This window comes from Arthrobacter sedimenti (assembly GCF_042652025.1).
GTDB lineage: Bacteria > Actinomycetota > Actinomycetes > Actinomycetales > Micrococcaceae > Arthrobacter > Arthrobacter sedimenti.
In genome coordinates, this window is the sequence record NZ_JBHSDQ010000001.1 from 1 (window position 1) to 23,138 (window position 23,138).

Consider the following 23,138-nt stretch of genomic DNA (forward strand, 5'->3'; position numbering starts at 1 on the left):
AGGTCTACGCCGCCTACAAAGCAGCCACCGAATTCAAGGGCAAACCCACCGTCATCCTCGCCCACACCGTCAAGGGCTACGGCCTCGGCCCCCACTTCGAAGGCCGCAACGCCACCCACCAGATGAAGAAACTCACTCTGGATGACCTGAAGAAATTCCGCGACCACCTCCGGATCCCCGTCACCGACGAGCAGCTGGAGAAGGACTCATACCGGCCGCCGTACTACCACCCCGGTAACGACGCCCCGGAAATCAAGTACATGATGGAGCGCCGCGCCGCGCTGGGCGGATCAGTCCCGGAGCGCCGCAACACCCACGCCGAAATCGTGCTGCCCGAGGCGAAGTCCTACGAGGTTGCCAAGCGCGGTTCCGGCAAGCAGATGGCCGCCACCACCATGGCGTTCGTCCGGCTCCTCAAGGACCTGATGCGGGACAAGAACTTCGGTAAGCACATCGCCCCGATCATCCCCGACGAAGCCCGCACCTTCGGCATGGATGCGTTCTTCCCCACGGCGAAGATCTACAACCCCAAGGGCCAGAACTACTTGTCGGTGGACCGTGACCTGGTCCTGGCGTACAAGGAATCCCCCGCGGGCCAGCTGATCCACCCCGGGATCAACGAAGCCGGCGCCGTGGCAGCGTTCACCGCCGCCGGAACCTCCTACGCCACCCACGGCATCCCCCTGGTCCCGGTCTACGTGTTCTACTCCATGTTCGGCTTCCAGCGCACCGGCGACGCCTTCTGGGCCGCCGCGGACCAAATGACCCGCGGCTTCATCATCGGCGCCACCGCAGGACGGACCACCCTCACCGGCGAAGGCCTCCAGCACGCCGACGGCCACTCCCCCCTGCTGGCCTCCACCAACCCCGCCGTCCTCACCTACGACCCCGCCTATGGCTACGAGATCGGACACATCGTCCGCTCCGGCCTGGAACGGATGTACGGGGAGAACTCCACGGACAAGAACGTCATGTACTACCTCACCGTGTACAACGAACCCATCATCCAGCCCGCAGAACCCGAGAACCTCGACGTCGAAGGCGTCATCAAGGGCATCTACCTGCTCGCTCCGGCAAAGATCGACGGTCCCCGCACCCAGATCCTCGCCTCCGGCGTCTCCGTGCCCTGGGCCCTCGAAGCCCAGCGCGTGCTGGCCGATGACTGGAACGTCTCCGCCGACGTCTGGTCCGTGACCTCCTGGAACGAACTGCGCCGCGACGGCCTCGCCGCCGAAGAGGAAGCCTTCCTCAACCCCGGCCAACCCACCCGCGTCCCCTTCGTCACCCAGCAACTCGAAGGAGCCACCGGCCCCATCGTCGCCGTGTCCGACTACATGAAGGCCGTCCCGGACCAGATCCGGCAATTCGTCCCCAACGAATACGCCACCCTCGGCGCCGACGGCTTCGGCTTCTCCGACACCCGCGCAGCAGCCCGCCGCTACTTCAAAAACGACACCCACTCCGTGGTGGTCCGTGCCCTTGAAATGCTGGCGCGCCGCGGTGAGGTGGATGTCGACGCACCGGTGAAGGCGATCGAGAAGTACAAGCTGCTCAACGTCAACGCCGGCACCACCGGCAACGCCGGAGGCGAAGCCTAGCCCTCCGGCTGGACAGCGGTACCAGAAACGAACGACGGCGGCCCTCACCCCACCAGGTGAGGGCCGCCGTCGTTCGTTTCAAAACCAGCCGGAACGCTGTGACCCAGCGCAAAGCGGATTGTAGCCTTCGCACAAATGGAGCTTGCGCGGCGGTGGCCGTATGCTCAAAGAATGCCAGCACCAGCAAGCCCGTCTTCGAAGCGGAAACCGCCCGCGCCGAAGGTCACCCCGGAGAAGTCCGAGACCCTTAAGCAGCTCCGGGCCAACGTGGGACAACTCTCCACCACCACCATGCGCAAGCTTGAGCAGTCGCTGCCGTGGTACAGCCGGCTCAGCGCTGACGAGCGGTCGGCGCTGGGCATGGTGGCGCAGAACGGAATCGCGGCCTTTGTCACCTGGTATGAGCGGCCCAGTTCGCCGTCATGGATCCTCACCGATGTATTCGGGACTGCTCCCACTGAACTGACCCGTTCCATCAGCCTCCAGAAGGCGCTGCAGCTGATCAGGATCGTGGTGGAGGTGGTGGAGGACCAGGTTCCGGTCATCGCACCGGAGGCAGACCAGCCATCACTTCGGGAGGCGGTGCTGCGCTACTCGCGGGAGGTGGCCTTTGCCGCCGCGGATGTATACGCAAGGGCGGCCGAATCCCGCGGATCCTGGGACACGCGCCTGGAAGCTTTGATCGTGGATGCGATCCTGCGCGGCGAAAACACCGACGCCCTGCGCTCACGCATTGCCGCGCTTGGCTGGAAGGCACAGGAACGGTTCACGGTCATGGTGGGCAATTCACCGTCCGAACCCAGCGCCAGTTACGTCAGCGAGCTGCGCCGAATGGCCGGACGGTACGCCGAGGATGCGCTGGTGGGAATCCAGGGCGACCGGCTGATCCTCATCCTCGGCGGGGTCCAGGACCGCGAAACCGCCTACGTGAAGCTCAGCGACATGTTCGCCCCCGGCCCCGTGGTCTACGGCCCGGAGGCCAGCTCGCTCCTGGAGGCCAGCGGCTCTGCCCAATCAGCGTTTGCCGGGTTGACCGCAGCCCGGGCCTGGCCCTCCGCGCCCCGTCCGGTGGCCGCCGATGACCTGCTGCCGGAACGGGTTATTTCCGGAGACGATGCTGCCCGCCGCTCCCTGGTGAAGAACATCTACCGGCCGCTGCTGGCGGCTTCCAACGGCCTGGTGGAAACGCTGGGAACGTACCTGGAGCTGGGCCACTCGCTGGAGGCCACGGCGCGTGAACTCTTCGTCCACGCCAACACCGTCCGGTACCGCCTGAAGCGGGTCTGCGACGTCACGGGCTGGGACCCGCTGCTGCCGCGTGAGGCCTTCGTGCTGCAGGCGGCACTGGTGGTGGGCCGTCTTTCAGCCCCGCCCAAGGCCGCCACGGAGCGGCAGGCTTCCCGGAACCAGGCCTGAGGCATTGTAGACTTCCTACAACCTGACCCCGTGAGCTTGGTGCGGAGAAACACCGCTGGATCACACAGTAATTTGGAAAGCTGGTTACGTGCTTGCAATAGTCTGCCCTGGACAGGGCTCGCAGACCCCGGGTTTTCTGGCCCCTTGGCTGGAACTACCCTCGGTGGCAGGCCAGCTGGCCTCCCTGAGTGACATCGCAGGCATTGACCTGATAGCCCATGGGACCACCTCCGACGAGGAAACCATCAAGGACACTGCCGTGGCGCAGCCCCTGATCGTTGCCGCGGGGCTGGTTACTGCTGCTTCGCTCTTCGATGTTGAACTCAGTTCCCTCCCGGTGATCCTCGCCGGCCACTCCGTGGGTGAGATCACCGCCGCCGCCCTCGCCGGCGTGCTAACGGAGCAGGAAGCGATGACGTTCGTGCGGGAGCGCGCCAACAGCATGGCTGCCGCGGCAGCCGTCACCCCCACCGGCATGAGCGCCGTCGTCGGCGGCGACCCTGCTGAGGTGCTTGCCGCGATCGAGGCTTCCGGCGCTGCCCCGGCGAATGTCAACGGCGCCGGCCAGACCGTTGCCGCAGGTACGTTTGAACAGCTCAAGGCGCTGGCTGACAACCCGCCCGCCAAGGCGCGCGTCATTCCCCTTAAAGTCGCCGGCGCCTTCCACACCAGCCACATGGCGCCTGCAGTGGACGCCCTGAAGGCCCTGGAGCCCCAGCTGAACCCCGTGGCGCCCAAGGTGCCCCTGCTGTCCAATTACGACGGCGGGGAAGTCACCGACGGAGGTGCCGCCGTCGAAAGCCTGATCGCCCAGGTGTCCCGCCCGGTGCGCTGGGACCTCTGCATGGAAACCATGGTGAAGCGCGGCGTCACAGGGCTTATCGAGCTCGCTCCCGCAGGCACGCTGGCCGGACTCGCCAAGCGCGGGATGCCCGGCGTCAAGACCGTTGCGGTCAAGACCCCCGACGACCTTTCCGCCGCGCTGGCACTCTTCGCAGAACTGGAGGGCAACGCATGAGCGTTCCCACGCTGAAGCAGGCTCCCATCCAGGAGCACACCCGGATCGTGGGCCTGGGGGCCTACCGGCCGGACGTCATCGTCACCAACGAGGACGTATGCCAATGGATCGATTCCTCGGATGAGTGGATCCGCCAGCGTACGGGCATCATCACCCGCCACCGCGCTGCCGCGGATGTCAGCGTAATCGATATGGCTGAGGGCGCCGCCCGCGAAGCCATGGAGAAGGCCGGCATTGACGGCTCGGACCTCGGTGCCGTGATTGTCTCCACCGTGACCCACCCCTACGCCACACCGTCGGCCGCGGCAAGCCTGGCCGACCGGATCGGCGCCACCCCGGCTCCCGCCTTTGACATCTCCGCAGCGTGTGCCGGCTACTGCTACGGCATTGCCCAGGCCGACGCCCTGGTCCGCTCCGGCGCCGCGAAGTACGTCCTGGTGGTCGGCGCGGAGAAGCTGTCGGACGTCATCGACAACCGCGAACGCACCATTTCCTTCCTCCTCGGTGACGGTGCCGGCGCCGTCGTCGTCGGCCCCTCCGACACCCCGGGCATCGCCCCGTCGGTGTGGGGTTCGGACGGCAGCAAATGGAATGCCATCGGCATGACCCGCTCCCTGCTGGATGTCCGCGACCTGGGACTCGCCGCCCGCCAGTCCGACTCCACGGGCGACCTTGCACTCCTTGAAGAAGCCCAGGAGCTGTACCCCACCCTCCGGCAGGACGGCCAGACCGTTTTCCGCTGGGCGGTGTGGGAAATGGCCAAGGTGGCCCAGCAGGCACTCGATGCCGCAGGCATCGAAGCCGAGGACCTGGTGGCCTTCATCCCCCACCAGGCCAACATGCGCATCATCGACGAAATGGTGAAGAAGCTGAAGCTGCCCGAGACGGTTACAGTGGCACGGGACATCGCCGAGGCCGGCAACACCTCCGCTGCCTCCATCCCGCTGGCAACGCACCGGCTCCTGCAGGAGAACCCCGGACTGAGCGGCGGGCTGGCCCTGCAGATCGGTTTCGGTGCCGGGCTGGTCTTCGGCGCACAGGTAGTTGTCCTTCCCTAGATACGCCCAAGGGCCGCAACCGCGGCCTGGACCGTTTCCGGCAGCCCCTGCCGGCAATACAAGAAAAGGAGCCACCAATGGCTAGCAACGAAGAGATCCTGGCCGGTCTGGCTGAAATCGTCAACGAGGAAACCGGCCTGGCCCCGGAGGCCGTCGAGCTGGACAAGTCCTTCACCGAGGACCTGGACATCGACTCCATCTCCATGATGACCATCGTGGTCAACGCCGAGGAAAAGTTCGGCGTCCGCATCCCGGACGAAGAGGTCAAGAACCTCAAGACTGTCGGCGACGCTGTCAGCTTCATCGCCGGAGCACAGGCCTAGTCACAGGCTTTTCGCCGTCTTACGGCTTGGCAGGGCTGCCGGTCCGGATTGACCGGGCCGGCAGCCCGCCGCATTTATCCGGCGCAGTACCCCGACCGGGACTGGCCGATCATCAACATGTGCGGGACCCTGCGACCGACGCAGCCGGATTCCCCACCGACGAAAGAGTGATCCCATGACACGCAAAGTAGTCATTACCGGTCTGGGTGCCACCACGCCCATCGGCGGCGATGTACCCACCATGTGGAACAACGCCCTCAAAGGGGTCTCCGGTGCCCGCACCCTGGAGGACGACTGGGTAGCCAAGTACGAGCTTCCGGTCCACTTCGCCGCCCGGTGCAGCACGCCGGCACTCGACGTGCTGAGCCGTGTTGAGGCCAAGCGCATGGACCCTTCCACCCAGTTCGGCGTCATCGCCGCCCGTGAAGCCTGGGCTGATTCCGGCATCACGGAAATCGACCAGGACCGGCTCGCCGTGGCCTTCGCCACCGGCATCGGCGGCGTCTGGACCCTGCTGGACGCCTGGGACACCCTCAAGGAAAAGGGCCCGCGCCGCGTCCTGCCCATGACCGTTCCCATGCTGATGCCCAACGGTGTGGCCGCGGCAGTCAGCCTTGACCTTGGTGCCCGGGCCGGCGCCCACACCCCTGTCTCCGCCTGCGCTTCCGGCACCGAGGCCATGCACCTTGGCCTGGAGCTCATCCGGTCCGGAAAGGCCGACGTGGTGATGTGCGGCGGCGCGGAAGCTGCCATCCACCCCATGCCGCTGGCAGCGTTCGCCTCCATGCAGGCACTGTCCCGCCGGAATGATGAACCCGAGCGGGCCTCCCGTCCGTACGACACCGCCCGTGACGGCTTTGTCATGGGTGAAGGCGCGGGAGCCCTGGTCCTCGAAGCAGAGGAACACGCCCTTGCCCGCGGAGCCCGCATCTACGCCGAGCTCGCCGGAACGTCGGTCACTGCGGACGCCTACCACATCACTGCACCGGACCCCGAAGGGCTCGGCGCAACCCGCGCCTTGAAGGCTGCCATGTTCGATGGCCGGATCCACGCTGAAGACGTGGTGCACGTGAACGCGCACGCCACCTCAACCCCTGTTGGCGACAAGCCCGAGTACACGGCGCTGCGTGCCGCCCTGGGCACCCACGTGGACAACGTGGCCGTGTCCGCCACCAAGTCGCAGATGGGCCACCTCCTGGGCGCTTCCGGTGCCGTGGAGGCTGTCCTTACCGTCCTGGCCGTCCACGAGCGCAAGGCGCCGGTCACCATCAACCTCGAAAACCAGGACCCCGAAATCCCGCTCGACGTTGTCACCTCCGCCCGCGACCTGCCCGCCGGCAGCATCGTGGCATTGAGCAACTCGTTCGGTTTCGGCGGCCACAACGCGGTGGTGGCTATCCGCAGCGTGTAGCCGCTGTGGGCTAGCTGTCCCCGGGTACGAAAGGAGGCCCCGCCGGCTTGGCGGGGCCTCCTTTGTGCTATGGAAGTGTCGGTGCGGTTTTGGCCACCCTGGGGTCGCCCTGGAAAAGAACGACGGCGGTCAGCCCACCTGGTGAAGCCAGCGGACGGGAGCGCCCTCCGCGGCATGCCGGAACGGCTCCAGTTCCTCATCCCAGGCTTCGCCCAGGGCGAGGGAGAGCTCATGATAGACGGCGGAGGGGTCCCCGGCGCCGGACTCATAGGCGTACCGGATGCGGTCCTCCGACACCATGATGTTGCCGTGCACGTCAGTGACGGCATGGAAGATCCCCAGCTCGGGGGTGTGCGACCAGCGGCCGCCGTCCACGCCCTGGCTCGGCTCCTCAGTCACCTCATACCGAAGATGCGCCCAGCCACGGAGGCAGGACGCCAATTTGGATCCTGTGCCGGGTGCGCCGGTCCAGGACAACTCGGCCCGGAACATTCCGGGCGCGGCAGGCTGAGCGGTCCACTCAAGGTCCGTCCGCTTGTCCACCACAGCGCCGACCGCCCACTCAACGTGTGGGCACAGCGCCGTAGGGGCCGAGTGAACAAACAGCACACCGCGGGTCATTGCAACAGACATTCCATCCTCCATAGCTCTAGGTACGTCTTCCCCAACGACCTCTGCCTGGATGGAACTGCCATGCCCTTCACTGCGGCGGTGGTTCCCTGTATTTAGATGTATCAGATTAAGCTATGTCCGGGCTTGCCGCGCCGCGCAAAACCCTAAGGGCTTCAAGCGGTACTTGAAAGTTGCCGGACGTGACTCTTATTGTGCCGTACCTCATGGAATTACGCCAGTGCGATTAGTGCGGTGGTCAAGCCCTGGGGTGGGCCTGCTGATAACTCTTCCGCAGGCGGTCCACGGAGACGTGGGTGTAGATCTGGGTGGTGGCCAGGCTGCTGTGGCCCAGGATCTCCTGGACGGCGCGAAGGTCCGCGCCGCCGTCGAGCAGATGGGTGGCGGCGGAGTGCCGGAGGGCGTGGGGTCCTGTCGCAGAGGTATCTCCCAGCGCCTCAAAGAGCTTGTTGACCAGGGTGCGGACCTGGCGCTGGTCGACCCGCGCACCTCGGGCCCCGAGAAAAAGCGCCGGTCCGCTGGTGTCCTTGGCCAAAGCCGTGCGCCCCCGCCGGAGCCAGTCGTCGAGGGCTACGGCAGCGGGAACTCCGAACGGGACGGTACGTTCCTTGTTGCCCTTGCCGATGACCCTCAGCGTCCGGCGGTCCGGGTCCAGGTCATCAACGTCAAGGCCCACGAGTTCGCCCACACGGATGCCTGTGGCATAGAGGAGTTCGACCATGGCGCGGTTCCGCACAGCCATGGGTTCGCCCTCCATGGCGGAGACTTCGAGCCGCTCCAGGATGCGCGTGAGCTGGGAGGCCTGCAGGACACCCGGCAACGACCCTTCGCGTTTGGGCGCCTTCAAGCGCAGCGCAGGGTCCACGTCGATAAGTTCCTCACGAAGTGCCCAGGCCGTGAAAGTCCGGGCCGTGGCAGACCGGCGCGCGAGGGTGGCCCGGGAGGCACCCGATGAACTTTGGCTGCCGAGCCATCGGCGGAACGTTCCGAGTTCAAGGTCCTTCAGCGCTGCCACGCCTTCCGATGCCGCGTGGGACAGGAGGCTGCGCAGATCGCCCAGGTAGGCACGGCGGGTATGGGCCGACACCGCACGTTCTCCCGACAAGTAACCGGCAAAGCCGTCCAGGGCCTTGCCGAGTTCCATCGGCAGTTCGTCATTCTCCACTCCTCTACTTTCCCAGTTGCCTGGCCTCCGCCCCAGGGGGACACGGTCATCCCTTGCCGCGTTTCCACCCGCCCCGTTCGGACACCGCGAGTCCCAGCAGTCCCAGCCGGCCCAGTCCTGCCCGCACCGAGTCCTGGCCGAGGCCGGCCACGGCCGAGAGCTTTTCCACGGAAGTGGTGGAACGCAGCGGCAGCGCGTCCAGCAGGATCAGGTCCTCCAGGGTCAGGCCGTCCTGTACTGCTGCTTCCGCCGTGCGCTGTTCCGGCAGGGCCGTTCCGCTGGGTGACGCCAGCTCGGCCACCTCCGCCGCGTCCGTCACACAGACGGCACCCCCGTCCCGAAGGAGCCGGTGGCAGCCTGCGGAATTGGCGCTGTGCACCGATCCAGGGACGGCGCCGACGGCGCGTCCCAGGGACTCAGCGTGGTGGGCCGTATTGAGTGCCCCAGAGCGCCAGCGTGCCTCCACCACCACAGTCACCGCGGAGAGGGCAGCTATCAGGCGGTTCCGTTGCAGGAACCGGTACCGGGTGGGCGCCGACCCCGGCGGCACCTCAGCCAGCACCGCGCCCTGGTTGGCCACGATGCGGAGCAGGTCATCGTTGCCTGAGGGATAGAACCGGTCCACTCCCCCGGCCATGACTGCCATGGTGGGGACAGCGGACGAGCCGCCGGCAAGGGCTGCCCGGTGCGCATGGGCATCAATCCCGTAGGCCCCGCCCGAAACCACCGTAAAGCCCCGCTGCGCCAGAGAGTACGCAAGGTCCCCCGTCACGGCGGCTCCATAACTGGTGCTGTCCCTGGATCCCACCAGGGCGATGCACCTGTCCACCGCCGGCAATGGCTGCTGCCCGCCCCGCCACCAAAGACAGATAGGCTCCTGGATTCCCAGGTCCGCGAGTTGGGCGGGCCACAGCTCATCACCCGGAATGATGAGGCGGCCACCAAGGCGGGCCATGGTGGCAAGGTCACGTTCCGGTGCAAGATCGGGAAGCCGCGGCTGCCAGCGCTTCAGCGCGGCGGCCAGTCCCGCCCAGCTTTCGCCGGCGCCGCTGTCTGCCAGCAGCAGGGTGATCTCGCGCTCCAGGTCCGGCCCTGCCGCTACCTGGCCGGTGGCGATGCGCAGGGCGTCGGTTGCCCCTGCAATCTGAACGAGGGCCAGGCCGGCGGTGTCCTGGGGCTCCATCAGCCGTGAAAGCGCAGCCCGGGCCACTCGTTCCGCATCCAAACCCGGTTCCCTTTTCAAGCCCGGCCCCTCTTCCACGCCCAGTTCCTTCACCTTCAGCCCGTTCTGTCCTGCCACGCCTGTCATGCCGCAACCGCCGCAGCCTGCCGCAGGCCCAGCGCCTGTCCGATGTCGTTTGTGTCCGGCGCGTCCCGGTGCCCCAGGTCCGCCAGCGTCCATGCAAGCCGGAGGACCCGGTCATACCCCCGGGCGGTCAGCACTCCCCGCTCGAGGGACTGGTCCAGGATCCGGGTGGCACCTGCTGGAAGCCGCAGTTCGCCGCGAAGGACCCGCCCCGGCACCTGCGAATTCGTTTCGAGGCCGAAGCCGTGCAGGCGTTCGGCCTGCCTGGCCCGGGCGTCCAGCACCCGTCGTGCTATCGATGAGGTGTCCTCTTCCGTGCCGGCCTGTCCAAACTCGGCCAGGGACACCCGCTCCACCTGCAGCTGGATATCTACCCGGTCCAGCAGTGGCCCGGACATCCTGGCCAGGTACCGGCGGCGCATCATGGGCGTACAGGTGCAGTCCAGGCCCTTGCCCGGTGCCTTACCGCAGGGGCAGGGATTGGCGGCGAGCACCAGCTGGAACCGTGCCGGATAGGCTGCCGTCCCGGCAGAGCGGTGGATCACCAGCTCGCCGCTCTCCAGCGGCTGCCGCAGGGCATCCAGGACGCGCCGTTCGTATTCAGGCGCCTCGTCAAGGAAGAGCACGCCGCGGTGGGCCCTGGAAGCAGCGCCGGGCCGGGGCATGCCCGAGCCGCCGCCGATGATGGCTGCAGCGGTGGCTGAATGATGGGGGTTCTCGAAGGGCGGCCGGCGCAGGAGCTGTACCGAAGAGGCCGGCAGGCCGCACAGCGAGTGGATGGCCGTGACCTCCATGGACTCATGGTCGCCAAGGTCCGGCAGCAGTCCGGGCAGCCGCTCGGCCAGCATTGTCTTGCCCGCGCCCGGCGGCCCGGTGAGAAGCAGATGGTGGGCCCCTGCGGCTGCGACTTCCAATGCCCTGCGGGCATCGCCCTGGCCGGAGACATCTGCCATGTCCGGACACGGCCCAGGCTGTGGAGTCCCGTCCGCGTCATCGTCGGCGTCGTCCGGTTCGAAATCCAGGGCAAGCTCCTGGGGATCAGCCCCAAAGTCGAGGGCCAGCCGGGCAAGTGTGCGGTAGCCGCGCACCTTGGCGCCCGGGACAAGGGAAGCCTCGGCAAAATTTGCTTGTGCCACCACGATCTCCGGGTAGCCGGCCCGGACCGACGCCATGACTGCGGGCAAGATGCCCCGGACGGGGCGCAGCCTTCCATCGAGTCCAAGCTCGGCGACAAAGACAGTGCGTCCAGTGGGCTTGATGTCATTCGCCGCCCGAAGCACGGCCATGGTCACGGCGAGGTCGAACCCGGAACCACGCTTGGGCAGCGAGGCCGGAATGAGGTTGGCGGTGATCTTCCTGCGGCTGAGCGGGATGCCGGAGTTCTTTGCCGCTGAACGGATACGCTCCTTGGCCTCATTCAGCGAAGCATCCGGCAGGCCCAGGATGACAAATGCCGGCAGGGTCTGGCCGATGTCCGCCTCGACCTCGACCATGTAGCCGTTCAGTCCCACCAGGGCGATGGAGTAGGTGCGGCCGAGCGCCATCACCCCACCCCCTTGAGGTGCTCCACCACGGGTTCGCCGCCGCCGTCGTCCACTACGGCGATGACGTCCACCCGGCGCAGCGGCATCCGCAGTTCCCGGTCCCGGCACCACGCGCCGCCCAGGCGGTGCAGCCGTGCCAGCTTTTCCGGGCCCACCGCCTCAAAGGGGTGGCCGTAGTCCAGGGAGCGGCGGGTCTTTACCTCGGCGATGACCAGGGCGTCGCCGTCAAGGGCAACGATATCGATCTCACCCTCGGCGCACCGCCAGTTGCGCTCCACCACGAGCATGCCCAAAGCTTCCAGGAAGCCGGCGGCGAGGTCTTCGCCGCGCCTGCCCAACAGGTCTTTTGATTTCATTTCTACCTCCGCAACCAGCCTGGCGGCGGAGGTATACGGAGGACAGAAGGGCCTTGCCGTATGTGGACAGGGCCTGGTGTGGAGGGGAAGTGTGCCGCCTCCGCTGGGTCCTAGTTGCCCAGGTCCACGTCCTTGGGCAGGGCCAGCTCCTCATTGCGGGGCAGTTCCTCGACGTTGACGTCCTTGAAGGTCAGGACCCTGACGCTTTTGACGAACCGGGCCGAGCGGTAGACGTCCCATACCCAGGCATCCTGGAGGGTTAGGTCGAAGTAGACCTCGCCGTCGGCGCTGCGGGCCTGGAGGTCCACGTGGTTGGCAAGGTAGAAGCGGCGCTCGGTCTCGACAACGTAGCTGAACAGGCCGACGACGTCGCGGTATTCACGGTAGAGCTGAAGCTCCATGTCGGTTTCATAGTTCTCAAGATCTTCAGCACTCATGCTTCCATCTTGCACCATGTCCGGCACCCCTGGCGCCGGGCGCAGGAGTCAGTCTTCGTACGGCTCTTCCCCGTCAGGGACGTCCGCAGCCTGCAACTCCCCGCCGAGCAGCCGCCAGCTGACGCGGTGGTAGGGGGTGGGGCCGGCAGCGCGGAGCACGTTCCGATGGGCAGCGGTGGCGTAGCCCTTGTTGATGTCCCAGCCGTAATCGGGATACTCAATGTGCAGTTCCCGCATCATCCGGTCCCGCTCCACCTTGGCGATGACACTGGCGGCGGCCACGCTGAGGCACTGCATGTCCGCCTTGACCTTGGTGTGGACCGGGGCCTCGCACCCCGCTTCCAGCACGGGCTGGTCGAACAGGGACAACTGCTCCGCCGGGGAAAGCCAGTTGTGGCTTCCATCCAGCAAAACCGCGTCCGGGATGATTCCGGCACCCACAATGGTTGCCCACGCCCGGGTTCCGGCCAGCCGCAGGGCGGCAATGATCCCCAGCGAATCGATCTCATTCGCGCTGGCATGCCCCACCGCCGAGGCGACGCTCCACCGGCGCACCAGGGGATCCAGCCGTTCCCGCTCGGCCGGACTGAGCAGTTTGCTGTCCCGGACACCTGCCAGAGGCTTCTGGCGTTCCAGGTCAACGACGGCGATTCCCACACTGACAGGGCCGGCGAGGGCCCCGCGGCCCACCTCATCCACTCCGGCCAGGAACCGCACCCCCTGCGCCTTGAAGGTCCGCTCATGCCGCAGGGTGGGGGCCTTGCCGCCACGTGCCGCCGGCTTCGAGCCTGCGCGCGCCTTCGACGCCGGAGCAGCCTGTACTGCCGGAGCGGCCGGCACCGCCGAAGAAGCCTGTACTGCCGGGGACATGGTCAGCGTGCCGCCGGAACGCTCTTGAACACGTCCGGGTAGTTGTCCAAGGTTTTGATCCTGTTCAGCGGCCAGGCGATCACTGCAGCCTTGCCTTCCAGGTCCTTGAGGTCGATAAAGCCGCCGTCGGTTTCCATATGGGCGCGTGAATCAGCGGAGTGGTTCCGGTTGTCACCCATGACCCACACCTTGCCTTCCGGGACGGTGACGTCAAAGTTGCGGACCTGCGGCACTTCGGCGGGGTTGATGTAGGTCTCGTCGATGGAGGTTCCGTTAATGGTCAGTTTACCGCCGGCGTCACAGCAGACCACGTGGTCGCCGGGCAGCCCGATGACACGCTTGACCAGGTGCTGGTCGGTGTTGTCCGGCAGGAGGCCAACGAACGTCAGGCCGTCCTGGACCCAGGTGAACGGGCCCTGTGCCTTGGGCGGGGCCGGGGGCAGCCAGCCCTTCGTGTCGCGGAACACCACAACGTCCCCGCGGCTCAGGGCAAACGGTTCCGGGACCAGCAGGTTGACGAAAATCCGGTCGTCCACGTCCAGGGTGTTCACCATGGATTCGGAGGGGATGAAGAATGCCCGGAAGAGGAAGGTCTTGATCAGGAAGGACAACACCACCGCGATGACCACCACAGTGGCGATTTCCTTCAGCCACCCGAGGAAGGGGTTGCCGGTGGACTTGCCGGCAGCCTTCGACTCCGCGCGGTTCCGCCGGTGGACCGGTGCGGTTTCCTCCGGGCCCTCCCCCGAAGCCGACGTGGAGGAGGCCTGGACGGCCGGCGTTTCTGAAGCGCCGTCGTGGCGCGGTTCAGGTTTCCGCGCGTGGTTCTCGGGCATTTACCGTCCGTTCTGTGTTGTTGGCCCCGTTGCGGGCGGCCGTGCTACAGGAGCAAATCTATCAAGCGGCCAAAGGATCTGGACCGGGCGGCCGATCACCCGGTCCATTGGCACCAGCCCGCCGCCCGGGGCGCCGAGCAGGCTGCGGGAGTCAGCGGAGACGGAGCGGTGGTCCCCCAATAGCCACAGCCTGCCTTCCGGAACCACGGTGCTGAATTTTTGCGTGCTGGGCACATCCCCGGGGAAGACGTAGGGCTCGTCAAGGGGCACGCCGTTGACGTTGACCTTCCCGGCGGCGTCGCAGCAGACCACGGTATCGCCTGGAACGCCGATGGCCCGTTTAACGTAGGTGGTGTCGCTGCCGGCGATGCCGAGCCATTGCAGGGCGGAGGCGGCGGCATCCACCAGGGGGCCCTTGCCGCTGTTCAGGGGGGCGAAGCTGCCCCTGCCGTCAAAGACCACCACGTCCCCGCGCCGGATGGGTTCGGACTGGAAGTCCGTGCGCGATACCAGGATGCGGTCCCCGCCTTCCAGGAGCGGCTCCATGGACTCCGACGGGATGAAGTAGACGTCCAGCCACAGTGACCGGACCAGCCCGCTGATGGCAACGGCAAGGAGGAGCGCCGCTACAACGACAAAACGCCAGCCCTTTTTGCGGGGCTGGCGTTTTGTCTGGTGCATGGTCCGTATCCCTGGCGCTGGTGCATTGCTCCGGCGCTTGCCGGCTACGGCCGCGCTCCGGCCTGGCAATAAGTCCGGGCAGGACTTACTTGGCGGAGCTGAAGTCGCGCTTTTCCTTGATCTTGGCGGCCTTACCGCGCAGTGCACGCATGTAGTACAGCTTGGCCCGGCGGACGTCACCCTTGGTGACAACCTCGATCTTTTCGATGATCGGGGAGTGCACCGGGAAGGTACGCTCCACGCCGACACCGAAGGAAACCTTGCGGACGGTGAAGGTCTCGCGCACGCCATCGCCCTGGCGGCCCAGGACGAAGCCCTGGAAGACCTGGACACGGGTGTTCTTGCCTTCGATGATGTTCACGTGCACCTTGAGGGTGTCGCCCGCGCGGAACTCGGGAACATCGTTGCGCAGCGAGGCTGCATCGACGGAGTCGAGAATATGCATGATTGCACTCCTGGTGAACGCCACAGGTCATTCACTTTGGGTCACGGCAGGCAAGTCGGCCCGCTTAAAAGCGGGACGGGCATCACCGCCGAAGTAAAGTGGTCCGGCCGCTTCAAGGGTTGATGGGGCCGGTTGTCAGGCTGTTGGCCGCGCTACCCCCTGTGGCAGGTGCGGACCCAGCAGACACAAGGGTTAATTTTGCCACAGCAGCAGGGTTACGCCAATTCCGCCGGAGTTAGTCCTGCTGTACGGCGTCCGGTTCCGGGCGGCGGACCAGGCGGCCGTCCACGACGTCGTAACCCAGGTTGTGCAATTCGGTGCGGTCGGCACGCGGGAGGCTGCCGGCGTCGAACTCCTGCAGGAGGTCCGGGCGGCGGTCCGCCGTCCGGCGGTACTGTTCGTGGCGGCGCCACTGGGCGATCCTGCCGTGGTTGCCGCTGAGGAGCACCGGCGGCACTTCGCGGTCCCGCCACACGGAAGGCTTGGTGTAGACCGGATACTCCAGGAGCCCGTCGGAGTGGGATTCCTCCACCAGGGACTCGGGGTTGCCGACAACGCCGGGAAGCAGGCGGCCGATGGCCTCCACCATGGCAAGGACGGCCACTTCCCCGCCGTTGAGCACGTAGTCGCCCAGGCTGATGGGCCGGACGGTGAAGTGTTCCTGCGCCCATTCGATGACGCGTTCATCGATGCCTTCGTAACGCCCGCAGGCAAATGCCAGGTGCTGCTCCTCCGCCAGCTCATAGGCGAGGGCCTGCGTGAACCGTTCGCCGGCAGGGGACGGAACGATGAGCACGGGCTTGCGCTGGGCGTCCGGGCGCCCTTCCGCCACGGCGGTGAGGGCCTGCGCCCAGGGTTCGGGCTTCATGACCATTCCGGCACCGCCGCCGTACGGCGTGTCGTCCACGGAACGGTGCTTGTCGGTGGTGAAGCTGCGCAGGTCGTGGACGTGCAGGTCCAGGATTCCATCCTGGCGGGCCTTGCCAATCAGCGACAGTTCCAGCGGGGCAAGGTATTCAGGAAAAATGCTGACGACGTCGATGCGCATCTAGTCCCTGTCTTCCGTTTCGGGGGCTGCGGCTTCGTCGGAGTTCAGTTCAAAGAGTCCGTCCGGAGGGGTGAGGAGGATGTAGCCTTCCCCGACGTTGACCTCGGGCACGATTTGCTCCACGAACGGGATGAGGATTTCTTCACCGCCGGGGGTGGTCACCATGAGCAGGTCCTGGACGGGCATGGTGTTCAGCGCCGTCACCTTGCCCACCACCTGTGAGCCGACCCGTGCCTCAAGGCCGACGAGTTCATGCTCGTACCAGCCCTCGTCGTCGTCCTCGTCAAGCTCCTCGGTTTCGATGAACAGCTTGGCGCCGCGGAGGGTCTCTGCCCGGTTGCGGTCGGCCACTTCCTCGAAGCCGAGCAGGAGGATGTCCTTGTTCCAGCGTGCGCTGCTCACGGTGAGGGGACCGGACGCTGCAGGCTCAACGACGAACGTGGTGCCGGGGACAAACCGGTCCTCCGGGGCGTCCGTCAGCACCTGGACCGTGACTTCCCCGCGAATGCCGTGCGGCTTGCCGATCCGCGCCACCTGAAGCTGCATCTGTTCCTCTGTTCCGGGTTGTGGTGTTTCTGCTGAAAGAACTGTGTTGTTGAAAGCAAACCGGCCCCTCCACCTGATGGTGGAGGGGCCGGAGCAAGAACTGAATGTTGCCGAGCGCTCAGCGGCGGCGGTCGGTGTCGACGACGTCGACGCGGACCGGTTCGCCGCCGGCCAGTGCTGCCACCACGGTGCGCAATGCGCGGGCCGTGCGGCCCTGGCGACCGATCACCCGTCCAAGGTCGTCCTGGTGAACGCGCACCTCGAGGGTGTCCCCGCGGCGGTTGCTCTTGGAACTGACCTTGACGTCATCCGGGGAATCGACGATTCCGCGGACCAGGTGCTCCAGCGCTTCTGCCAGCAATCTACTCAGCCTCGGTGGTCTCAGCTTCGGCGTCGGCCGGGGCCTCGGCAGCGTCAGACTTGGATGCCTTCTTGGTGATGGCTTCCGGGATGATGACCGAGCCCTTCTCCGGCGCAACGAAGGCTTCCTTCTCGACCTTGGTCTTGAGGGTGCCTTCCTGGCCCGGCAGGCCCTTGAACTTCTGCCAGTCACCGGTGATCTTCAGGATCGCGGCAACCTGCTCGGACGGCTGGGCGCCGACGGACAGCCAGTACTGGGCACGCTCGGAGTTGACCTCGATGTATGAGGGCTCTTCGGTGGGGTGGTACTTGCCGATCTCCTCGATGGCGCGGCCATCACGCTTGGTGCGTGAGTCCGCGACGACGATGCGGTAGTACGGGGCGCGCATCTTGCCGAAGCGCTTAAGGCGAATCTTTACGGCCACTTTTGTGGTCACTCCTGTTTCAGAAAAAGGGGTGAACCCGGCTTTCTGCACCCGTGGGGCGGGCCGTACTTGCGGGTTCGAAGGACAGGATCCGGACGCGGAGAGAGGGGCCACGCAGATCGAGTACCTGTTTATTGTGCCAGATGAACGGCGTTATTTCGACTTGGCAGCTCAGGCGGACCAGACGTACAGGCCTGTCCGCTCCGAATCGTCGATGCCGGCGGCAAGCTGTGCCAGTTGCTGCACATAGGTCCGGGCCTGGCCGGCGTCGAACGGCATGTCCTCCTGGCCGGCCCACTGTTCGGCCACGTCGTCGAGGACGTTGCCTTCGCCTTCGGTTTCGTACGTGAGCAGGTCCGCAAGGGCGCGGACCATGGCCGGCGGAACGGCGAGGAGCGAATCGCTGGAGACATCCACCATGGTCAGCTCGTAGTCGGCCCCGCCTGCGTGGACGGCCGTGCCCGCCAGGTCACCCAGCTGCTCGACCTCGAAGTCGCTGATTCCCTGGATCCGCACTGCCTGGCCGGCAGGGCCGGCGGCCGCTGCGGAGCCGCTTCCTTCATCGAGGATGCCGGCGCGTTTCAGCGCGGCGTCATGGGTGGCGACAAAGATCTCGGTGAAGCCCATGGCGGTTGCCCTTCTTCCGTTGGCGGAACAGCGCGCCGGGCGCTGGTGCAGCCCGGCCGTACGGGATCAGCCTAGTAGTTGCCCGGCTGCCGGTGCACGCCGGAGCCCTTTTCTGCCGCCCTTGTGCTCAAACGGCCGCCAAGGCCGCCGCTCAGCGGACGGCGACCCGGATCCTGTTGCGCCACGGGTCCTCGAAGCGGAGCTCGGCACCGGTGTGGTGCGAGGCCACTCCGGCAACCTTGAGCCGGTCGGCCAGCGCCCCGACGTCGTCCCCTGACGGAACCTCGATCAGCACTTCCCCGAGCCCCAGCGTGTCCTTGCGGGGCCCGGCACCGCGGCTGTTCCAGACGTTCATTGCCATGTGGTGGTGGTAGCGGCCGGCGGATACGAACAACGCCTGCCCGTGCCAGCCCGCCGTCTTTTCGAAGCCGAGGGTGCCTACGTAGAAGTCCCGGGCAGTCTGGACGTCGCCCACCTGCAGGTGCACGTGCCCAACGCCCGCGGACGTCTGCCGTTGGCCTTCCAAAGACTGCTCTGTGAGGTACTGCTCCAGGTACCGCTGCGGCGGCAGGGCAAGGCTGTCCATGACCACGTCCGTCCCGTTCCAGGACCAGTTGCTGCGCGGGCGGTCCCAGTACAGCTCGATGCCGTTGCCCTCGGGATCGGTGAAGTAGAAGGCCTCGCTCACCAGATGGTCGGCGCTGCCGGTGAAGGACCGCGGCTCATACTGGGCGGCCGTGGCGACGGTGGCGGCCAGGGAAGCCTGGTCCTCGAACAGCAGCGCCGTGTGGAACAGGCCCGCCTCTCCCCTGCCGGGAAGGTGCAGCCCGGGCGCCGGCGCCAGGTGGACCAAGGGAGTGCCGAGGCGGCCAAGGTAGAGCCCGCCGTCCTGTTCGGCCACCACCTCGAGTCCCAATGCGCGCTGGTAGTAGTCGGTCATGAGCTTCATGTCGCCCACCTTGAGCATCACAGTGCCCATGGCGAGGTCGGCAGGAAGCAGATCCCGGCTGGTGGCTGCTGAGGTCATTGAAGGCTCCTTGTGTTGGAGGCCGTCCCGTTGGCGGCCTGTCACATATTAAAATTACTTGAAGCTTCAATTTATTCCAAGTTCCCGGGCCCTTCCGGTCAGCGGACGACGCGGCCTCCCAGCACCACGTGTTCCAGGCCCTTGATAGTTTCCGGTACGGCCCGCGGGTCTTCCCGGCACACCACGACATCGGCCCGCGCCCCTTCGGCCAGGCCGTCTGACCCCAGCCACGCGCGGGCTGCCCAGCAACCTGCATCCAGTGCTGCTGCCATTGGCAGGCCGGCGCTGTGCAGGGCCAGGATCTCGTCCGCGATCCTGCCGTGCCGGATCACGCTGCCGGCGTCGGTGCCGGCGAAGATGCGCACGCCAGCTGCGTAGGCTTCCGCCACGCGTTCCAGCCGGCGTTCCCACAGGGCACGCATGTGGGCGGCGTACCGGGGGAACTTTGCATCCGCCTGTGCGGCGATGTCCGGGAAGGTGGCGATGTTGACCAGCGTGGGCACGATCGGCACGCCCTGTTCGGCAAACCGGGGCAGGTGCCGCGGCAGGAGCCCGGTGGCGTGCTCGATGCAGTCGATGTCCGCGTCCAGCATCTGGTCCAGTGTGTCCTCGGCGAAACAGTGCGCTGTCACGCGCGCACCTTCGTCATGCGCTGCCTGGACGGCATCCCGTACGACGGCGGCGGGAAAGGAAGGCGCCAGGTCGCCGGCGCTTCGGTCAATCCAGTCCCCCACGAGCTTGACCCAGCCGTCGCCGTCGCGCGCCTGCTTGCGGACGGCCTCCACGAGGCCCTCCGGCTCCACCTCCTCAGCGAAGCCGCGCAAATAGCGGCGCGTCCGCGCCACGTGGCGCCCGGCACGGATCAGTATGGGGAAGTCCCGGCCGCCCTGCATCCAGCGGGTATCGGCCGGCGAGCCGGCGTCGCGGACCAGCAGGGTTCCGGCGTTGAGGTCGGCCAGCGCCTGCTCCTCAGCAGTGGCGGCGTCAACGGGGCCGGCCGGGCCCAGCCCGATGTGGCAGTGCGCGTCAACGAACCCCGGCAGTACCCAGCCATGAAGGACCCTGCCCGGCTCCGTCTCAGGCCGGGTGAAGGTGAGGCTCCCGTCCACGGACCAAAGCCCGTTCCGGACGCTGTCCGGTTCGGTAAGGACCGGACCGCGGAATTCAATGACTTCTGGCATAAGGACTTCCTTTCGCTGCCCGGACAGGCTACACCCGGGAATGTGACAAGGCAGTTCCAGCGGCCTGTGGTAGCTTCGTTCCTGACCACACGGGTGCCCCTGCAGGGGCTGAGATCGGGCTGACGCGGCCTGCGACCGTTGAACCTGTCCGGGTAATGCCGGCGAAGGAAGTGAGTATTCCCTTGAGTACGCAAAATACCCAGTTGAACCCTGCCCAAATCCAGGCCGAAGCAGCGGCGGACGGTCAGTCAGCCCTCCAGGTGACCCAATCCCTGAAGTCGCATTCGTTGGCCTTCATTGAAGATGCCGGCGCCGGAATCCGGGTGCCGGTCACGGAGATTTCCCTTGAGCCGTCCCCCAACGGCCGGCCCAACAAACCGTTCCGGACCTACCGGACGGCGGGACCGGGCAGCGACCCCGTCCGCGGCCTTCAGCCCTTCCGCTCCGAGTGGATCGCGGCACGCGCGGACACCGAGCCGTACACCGGCAGGCAGCGCAACCTGCTCGACGACGGCCGCTCGGCTGTCCGCCGCGGTGCCGCCTCCGCGGAGTGGCAGGGTGGGCAGCCGGTGCCCCGCCGCGCCGTCGACGGCCACACCGTGACGCAGATGCACTACGCCCGGCAGGGAATCATCACCCAGGAGATGCGCTTCGTGGCGCTGCGCGAAAACTGCGATGTGGAACTGGTGCGGAGTGAGCTCGCGGCGGGCCGCGCGATTATCCCCAGCAACATCAACCACCCGGAGTCCGAGCCGATGATCATCGGCAAGGCGTTCCTGGTGAAGATCAACGCCAACATCGGCAACTCGGCAGTCACCAGCTCGATCGCTGAGGAGGTGGACAAGCTGCAGTGGGCCACGCAGTGGGGCGCCGACACTGTGATGGATCTGTCCACCGGCGATGACATCCACACCACGAGGGAATGGATCATCCGCAACTCCCCTGTCCCCATCGGCACCGTGCCCATCTACCAGGCGCTGGAAAAGGTCAACGGCGAGGCCAACGCCCTGACGTGGGAAATCTTCCGGGACACCGTGATCGAACAGTGCGAACAGGGTGTGGACTACATGACCATCCACGCCGGCGTGCTGCTGCGCTACGTTCCCCTGACAGCCAACCGGGTGACGGGCATCGTCTCGCGCGGCGGCTCCATCATGGCCGGCTGGTGCCTGGCCCACCACCGGGAGAACTTCCTGTACACGCACTTCGACGAGCTATGCGAAATCTTCGCCAAATACGACGTCGCCTTCTCGCTGGGCGACGGCCTCCGCCCCGGTTCGACGGCTGACGCCAACGACGCCGCACAGTTCGCGGAGCTGGACACGCTCGCCGAGCTGACGCAGCGGGCGTGGGAGTACGACGTGCAGGTGATGGTGGAAGGACCTGGCCACGTTCCCTTCCACCTGGTCCGCGAGAACGTGGAGCGGCAGCAGGAGCTGTGCAAGGGCGCTCCGTTCTACACACTGGGGCCGCTGGTGACCGACGTTGCCCCCGGCTATGACCACATCACCTCCGCCATCGGTGCCACCGAGATTGCCCGGTACGGGACCGCAATGCTCTGCTACGTCACCCCGAAGGAACACCTGGGCCTGCCCAACAAGGACGACGTGAAGACCGGCGTGATCACCTACAAGATCGCCGCTCACGCGGCAGACCTCGCCAAGGGCCATCCGGGGGCGCACGAACGGGACGACGCACTGTCCAAGGCCCGCTTCGAGTTCCGCTGGCGCGACCAGTTCGCGCTGTCCCTGGATCCCGTCACTGCCGAGGCCTTCCACGACGAGACCCTGCCGGCGGAGCCTGCCAAGACGGCACATTTCTGTTCCATGTGCGGGCCGAAGTTCTGTTCCATGCGGATCAGCCAGGACATCCGGGACGAATTCGGCTCAGCGGAGGCCCAGGCGGCGCTCGCCGGTGTGGCGTCGGGGATGCGGGAGAAGAGCGAGGAGTTCCTGGCTGCGGGCGGCAAGGTGTACCTGCCGGAGCCTCGGGTTCCCGCGGAAAGCTAGGACGCCCGGGCCGGCTGGCTTCGGCTGACCCCGGCGATGAACTGCCGGATGGCCCGGTCGCCGTCCGGCGAGTCCTGGGGCCGGTGCCCTCCCGCGGCAACGTGGTGCAGGGCACCGGTCTCACGCAGGTAGCCGGCGATTTCCTCGTACAGCGGTTCCCATCCCCCGGTCAACACCAGCGTGGGTACGCCGGGAACGATGTGGAGCGGTGCTTCCCACGACGGTGCCTGAAGCCGGAGCCTGCGGGCAGACCGCTTCTCCTCCGTCGTGGCGGGCTGCTGGAGGTCCGTGGCGTAGACCCGCCGCACGAATTCGCGCTGGAAGTCTTCGTCGCTGAGCTGGTGGCGCACGTCGAAGAGGGGCTGCATCAGGCTGATGTGGGCGGCTGTGGCCGGCAGTTCCGCGGTCAGCGAGAGGCACGCCGGTTCCACCAGGGTCAATGAAAAGACCAGGTCCGGGCGTTCGACGGCGGCGATCATGGCGGCGATGGCCCCTTGGGAGTGTGCCACCACGTGACCGCCGGCGGCGCCGCGGCCGTCGTCCGCCAAGGACCGCAAAATGATCGCGGTGTCTTCCGCGAAGGAGGATTCCACCGGTTCCGCAACGGGATCGTAGCCGTACCGGCGCAGGAACAGCGCGTCATAGGACAGTGCCATGCCGTGCTGGCGGGGCCACGCTGCGGCGCCGAAGTTTCCGGCGCCGTGCACGAACACTACCCTCTGCTTGAACATGTCCCAACCCTATTCCACGGCACCGGCATCCCAACGAAGAAGCGCCAGGTGTCGTCTTGAGCGATCAAAACGACACCTGGCGCTGCACGA

The 23,138-nt window shown here is 66.6% G+C and carries 25 protein-coding genes and 1 riboswitch; of the genes, 7 read left to right on the forward strand and 18 right to left on the reverse strand.

All coding sequences use genetic code 11. The features are described from left to right. The 6 genes from ACFO0G_RS00005 to fabF all read left to right on the forward strand — a co-directional run. On the forward strand, positions 1-1,598 hold a 1,598-nt coding region (locus tag ACFO0G_RS00005), incomplete at its 5' end, for a transketolase-like TK C-terminal-containing protein (protein ID WP_417281456.1). Positions 1,599-1,769: 171 nt separating this feature from the next. Then, a complete protein-coding gene (locus ACFO0G_RS00010) occupies positions 1,770-3,014 on the forward strand; it encodes a PucR family transcriptional regulator (protein WP_142133576.1) in 1,245 nt (414 codons plus the stop codon). 88 nt (positions 3,015-3,102) lie between these two features. Further along, positions 3,103-4,032: an ACP S-malonyltransferase gene (locus ACFO0G_RS00015; protein ID WP_376975998.1), complete on the forward strand. Its 930-nt coding sequence runs from the start codon at positions 3,103-3,105 to the stop codon at positions 4,030-4,032. After that, positions 4,029-5,090, forward strand: coding sequence for a beta-ketoacyl-ACP synthase III (locus ACFO0G_RS00020; RefSeq protein ID WP_236798645.1), 1,062 nt, complete (start codon positions 4,029-4,031; stop codon positions 5,088-5,090). Before ACFO0G_RS00015 ends, ACFO0G_RS00020 begins: the two co-directional genes overlap by 4 nt. Before the next feature lie 77 nt (positions 5,091-5,167). Beyond that, a complete protein-coding gene (locus ACFO0G_RS00025; protein ID WP_009359314.1) occupies positions 5,168-5,413 on the forward strand; it encodes an acyl carrier protein in 246 nt (81 codons plus the stop codon). A gap of 175 nt (positions 5,414-5,588) precedes the next feature. Then, a complete protein-coding gene (gene fabF, locus ACFO0G_RS00030) occupies positions 5,589-6,824 on the forward strand; it encodes a beta-ketoacyl-ACP synthase II (protein ID WP_286397586.1) in 1,236 nt (411 codons plus the stop codon). 129 nt (positions 6,825-6,953) lie between these two features. On the opposite strand, the gene ACFO0G_RS00035 is transcribed toward fabF, so the two are convergent. The 17 genes from ACFO0G_RS00035 to ACFO0G_RS00115 form a co-directional block, all read right to left on the reverse strand. Then, positions 6,954-7,457, reverse strand: coding sequence for a DUF3145 domain-containing protein (locus ACFO0G_RS00035; RefSeq protein WP_142133572.1), 504 nt, complete (start codon positions 7,455-7,457; stop codon positions 6,954-6,956). 235 nt (positions 7,458-7,692) lie between these two features. Beyond that, a complete protein-coding gene (locus ACFO0G_RS00040) occupies positions 7,693-8,619 on the reverse strand; it encodes a tyrosine recombinase XerC (RefSeq protein ID WP_376975999.1) in 927 nt (308 codons plus the stop codon). A gap of 46 nt (positions 8,620-8,665) precedes the next feature. Next, entirely contained in the window at positions 8,666-9,802 is a 1,137-nt protein-coding gene (dprA, locus tag ACFO0G_RS00045) for a DNA-processing protein DprA (RefSeq protein WP_286404449.1), read from the reverse strand. A gap of 122 nt (positions 9,803-9,924) precedes the next feature. Next, positions 9,925-11,469 carry a YifB family Mg chelatase-like AAA ATPase gene (locus ACFO0G_RS00050; RefSeq protein WP_376976000.1) on the reverse strand — a complete coding sequence of 515 codons (1,545 nt, stop codon included), beginning with the start codon at positions 11,467-11,469 and terminating at the stop codon, positions 9,925-9,927. Continuing rightward, positions 11,469-11,825 (reverse strand): YraN family protein, encoded by a 357-nt coding sequence (locus ACFO0G_RS00055; protein WP_286397594.1) that lies wholly within the window; start codon positions 11,823-11,825, stop codon positions 11,469-11,471. The genes ACFO0G_RS00050 and ACFO0G_RS00055 overlap by 1 nt, the downstream gene beginning before the upstream one ends. Before the next feature lie 110 nt (positions 11,826-11,935). Next, a complete protein-coding gene (locus ACFO0G_RS00060; protein WP_056335405.1) occupies positions 11,936-12,262 on the reverse strand; it encodes a DUF2469 domain-containing protein in 327 nt (108 codons plus the stop codon). A 48-nt stretch (positions 12,263-12,310) separates the two neighbouring features. Then, positions 12,311-13,132 carry a ribonuclease HII gene (locus tag ACFO0G_RS00065; RefSeq protein WP_376976001.1) on the reverse strand — a complete coding sequence of 274 codons (822 nt, stop codon included), beginning with the start codon at positions 13,130-13,132 and terminating at the stop codon, positions 12,311-12,313. A 2-nt stretch (positions 13,133-13,134) separates the two neighbouring features. Beyond that, the gene (gene lepB / locus ACFO0G_RS00070; RefSeq protein ID WP_376976002.1) at positions 13,135-13,968 is read right to left on the reverse strand and encodes a signal peptidase I; all 834 of its coding nucleotides are present in this window, start codon (positions 13,966-13,968) and stop codon (positions 13,135-13,137) included. Continuing rightward, on the reverse strand, positions 13,969-14,649 hold the full coding sequence (lepB, locus tag ACFO0G_RS00075; protein WP_376976003.1) for a signal peptidase I: 681 nt from the start codon (positions 14,647-14,649) through the stop codon (positions 13,969-13,971). 85 nt (positions 14,650-14,734) lie between these two features. Then, positions 14,735-15,094: a 50S ribosomal protein L19 gene (gene rplS / locus ACFO0G_RS00080; protein WP_018768283.1), complete on the reverse strand. Its 360-nt coding sequence runs from the start codon at positions 15,092-15,094 to the stop codon at positions 14,735-14,737. A gap of 235 nt (positions 15,095-15,329) precedes the next feature. After that, positions 15,330-16,142 carry a tRNA (guanosine(37)-N1)-methyltransferase TrmD gene (trmD, locus tag ACFO0G_RS00085; protein WP_376976004.1) on the reverse strand — a complete coding sequence of 271 codons (813 nt, stop codon included), beginning with the start codon at positions 16,140-16,142 and terminating at the stop codon, positions 15,330-15,332. Then, on the reverse strand, positions 16,143-16,688 hold the full coding sequence (gene rimM, locus ACFO0G_RS00090) for a ribosome maturation factor RimM (protein WP_376976005.1): 546 nt from the start codon (positions 16,686-16,688) through the stop codon (positions 16,143-16,145). It lies immediately after the preceding gene. 118 nt (positions 16,689-16,806) lie between these two features. After that, positions 16,807-17,049 carry an RNA-binding protein gene (locus ACFO0G_RS00095; RefSeq protein WP_013601399.1) on the reverse strand — a complete coding sequence of 81 codons (243 nt, stop codon included), beginning with the start codon at positions 17,047-17,049 and terminating at the stop codon, positions 16,807-16,809. 1 nt (position 17,050) lies between these two features. Continuing rightward, positions 17,051-17,473 carry a 30S ribosomal protein S16 gene (rpsP, locus tag ACFO0G_RS00100; protein ID WP_056335390.1) on the reverse strand — a complete coding sequence of 141 codons (423 nt, stop codon included), beginning with the start codon at positions 17,471-17,473 and terminating at the stop codon, positions 17,051-17,053. 171 nt (positions 17,474-17,644) lie between these two features. Continuing rightward, entirely contained in the window at positions 17,645-18,100 is a 456-nt protein-coding gene (locus ACFO0G_RS00105; protein WP_376976006.1) for a hypothetical protein, read from the reverse strand. A 151-nt stretch (positions 18,101-18,251) separates the two neighbouring features. Next, positions 18,252-19,127, reverse strand: a complete 876-nt coding sequence (locus ACFO0G_RS00110; RefSeq protein WP_376976007.1) for a VOC family protein — start codon at positions 19,125-19,127, stop codon at positions 18,252-18,254. A 98-nt stretch (positions 19,128-19,225) separates the two neighbouring features. Continuing rightward, positions 19,226-20,308, reverse strand: a complete 1,083-nt coding sequence (locus ACFO0G_RS00115; RefSeq protein WP_376976008.1) for an amidohydrolase family protein — start codon at positions 20,306-20,308, stop codon at positions 19,226-19,228. A gap of 79 nt (positions 20,309-20,387) precedes the next feature. Beyond that, positions 20,388-20,495, forward strand: a riboswitch (TPP riboswitch). Between ACFO0G_RS00115 and thiC the strand changes: the two genes are divergently transcribed. Further along, positions 20,491-22,317 carry a phosphomethylpyrimidine synthase ThiC gene (gene thiC, locus ACFO0G_RS00120; protein WP_286397610.1) on the forward strand — a complete coding sequence of 609 codons (1,827 nt, stop codon included), beginning with the start codon at positions 20,491-20,493 and terminating at the stop codon, positions 22,315-22,317. (Overlaps the previous riboswitch by 5 nt.) Here the strand turns inward: thiC and ACFO0G_RS00125 are convergent. Further along, on the reverse strand, positions 22,314-23,048 hold the full coding sequence (locus ACFO0G_RS00125; RefSeq protein ID WP_376976009.1) for an alpha/beta fold hydrolase: 735 nt from the start codon (positions 23,046-23,048) through the stop codon (positions 22,314-22,316). The two genes, thiC and ACFO0G_RS00125, sit on opposite strands and share 4 nt — an antisense overlap. Positions 23,049-23,138: the final 90 nt, after the last annotated feature.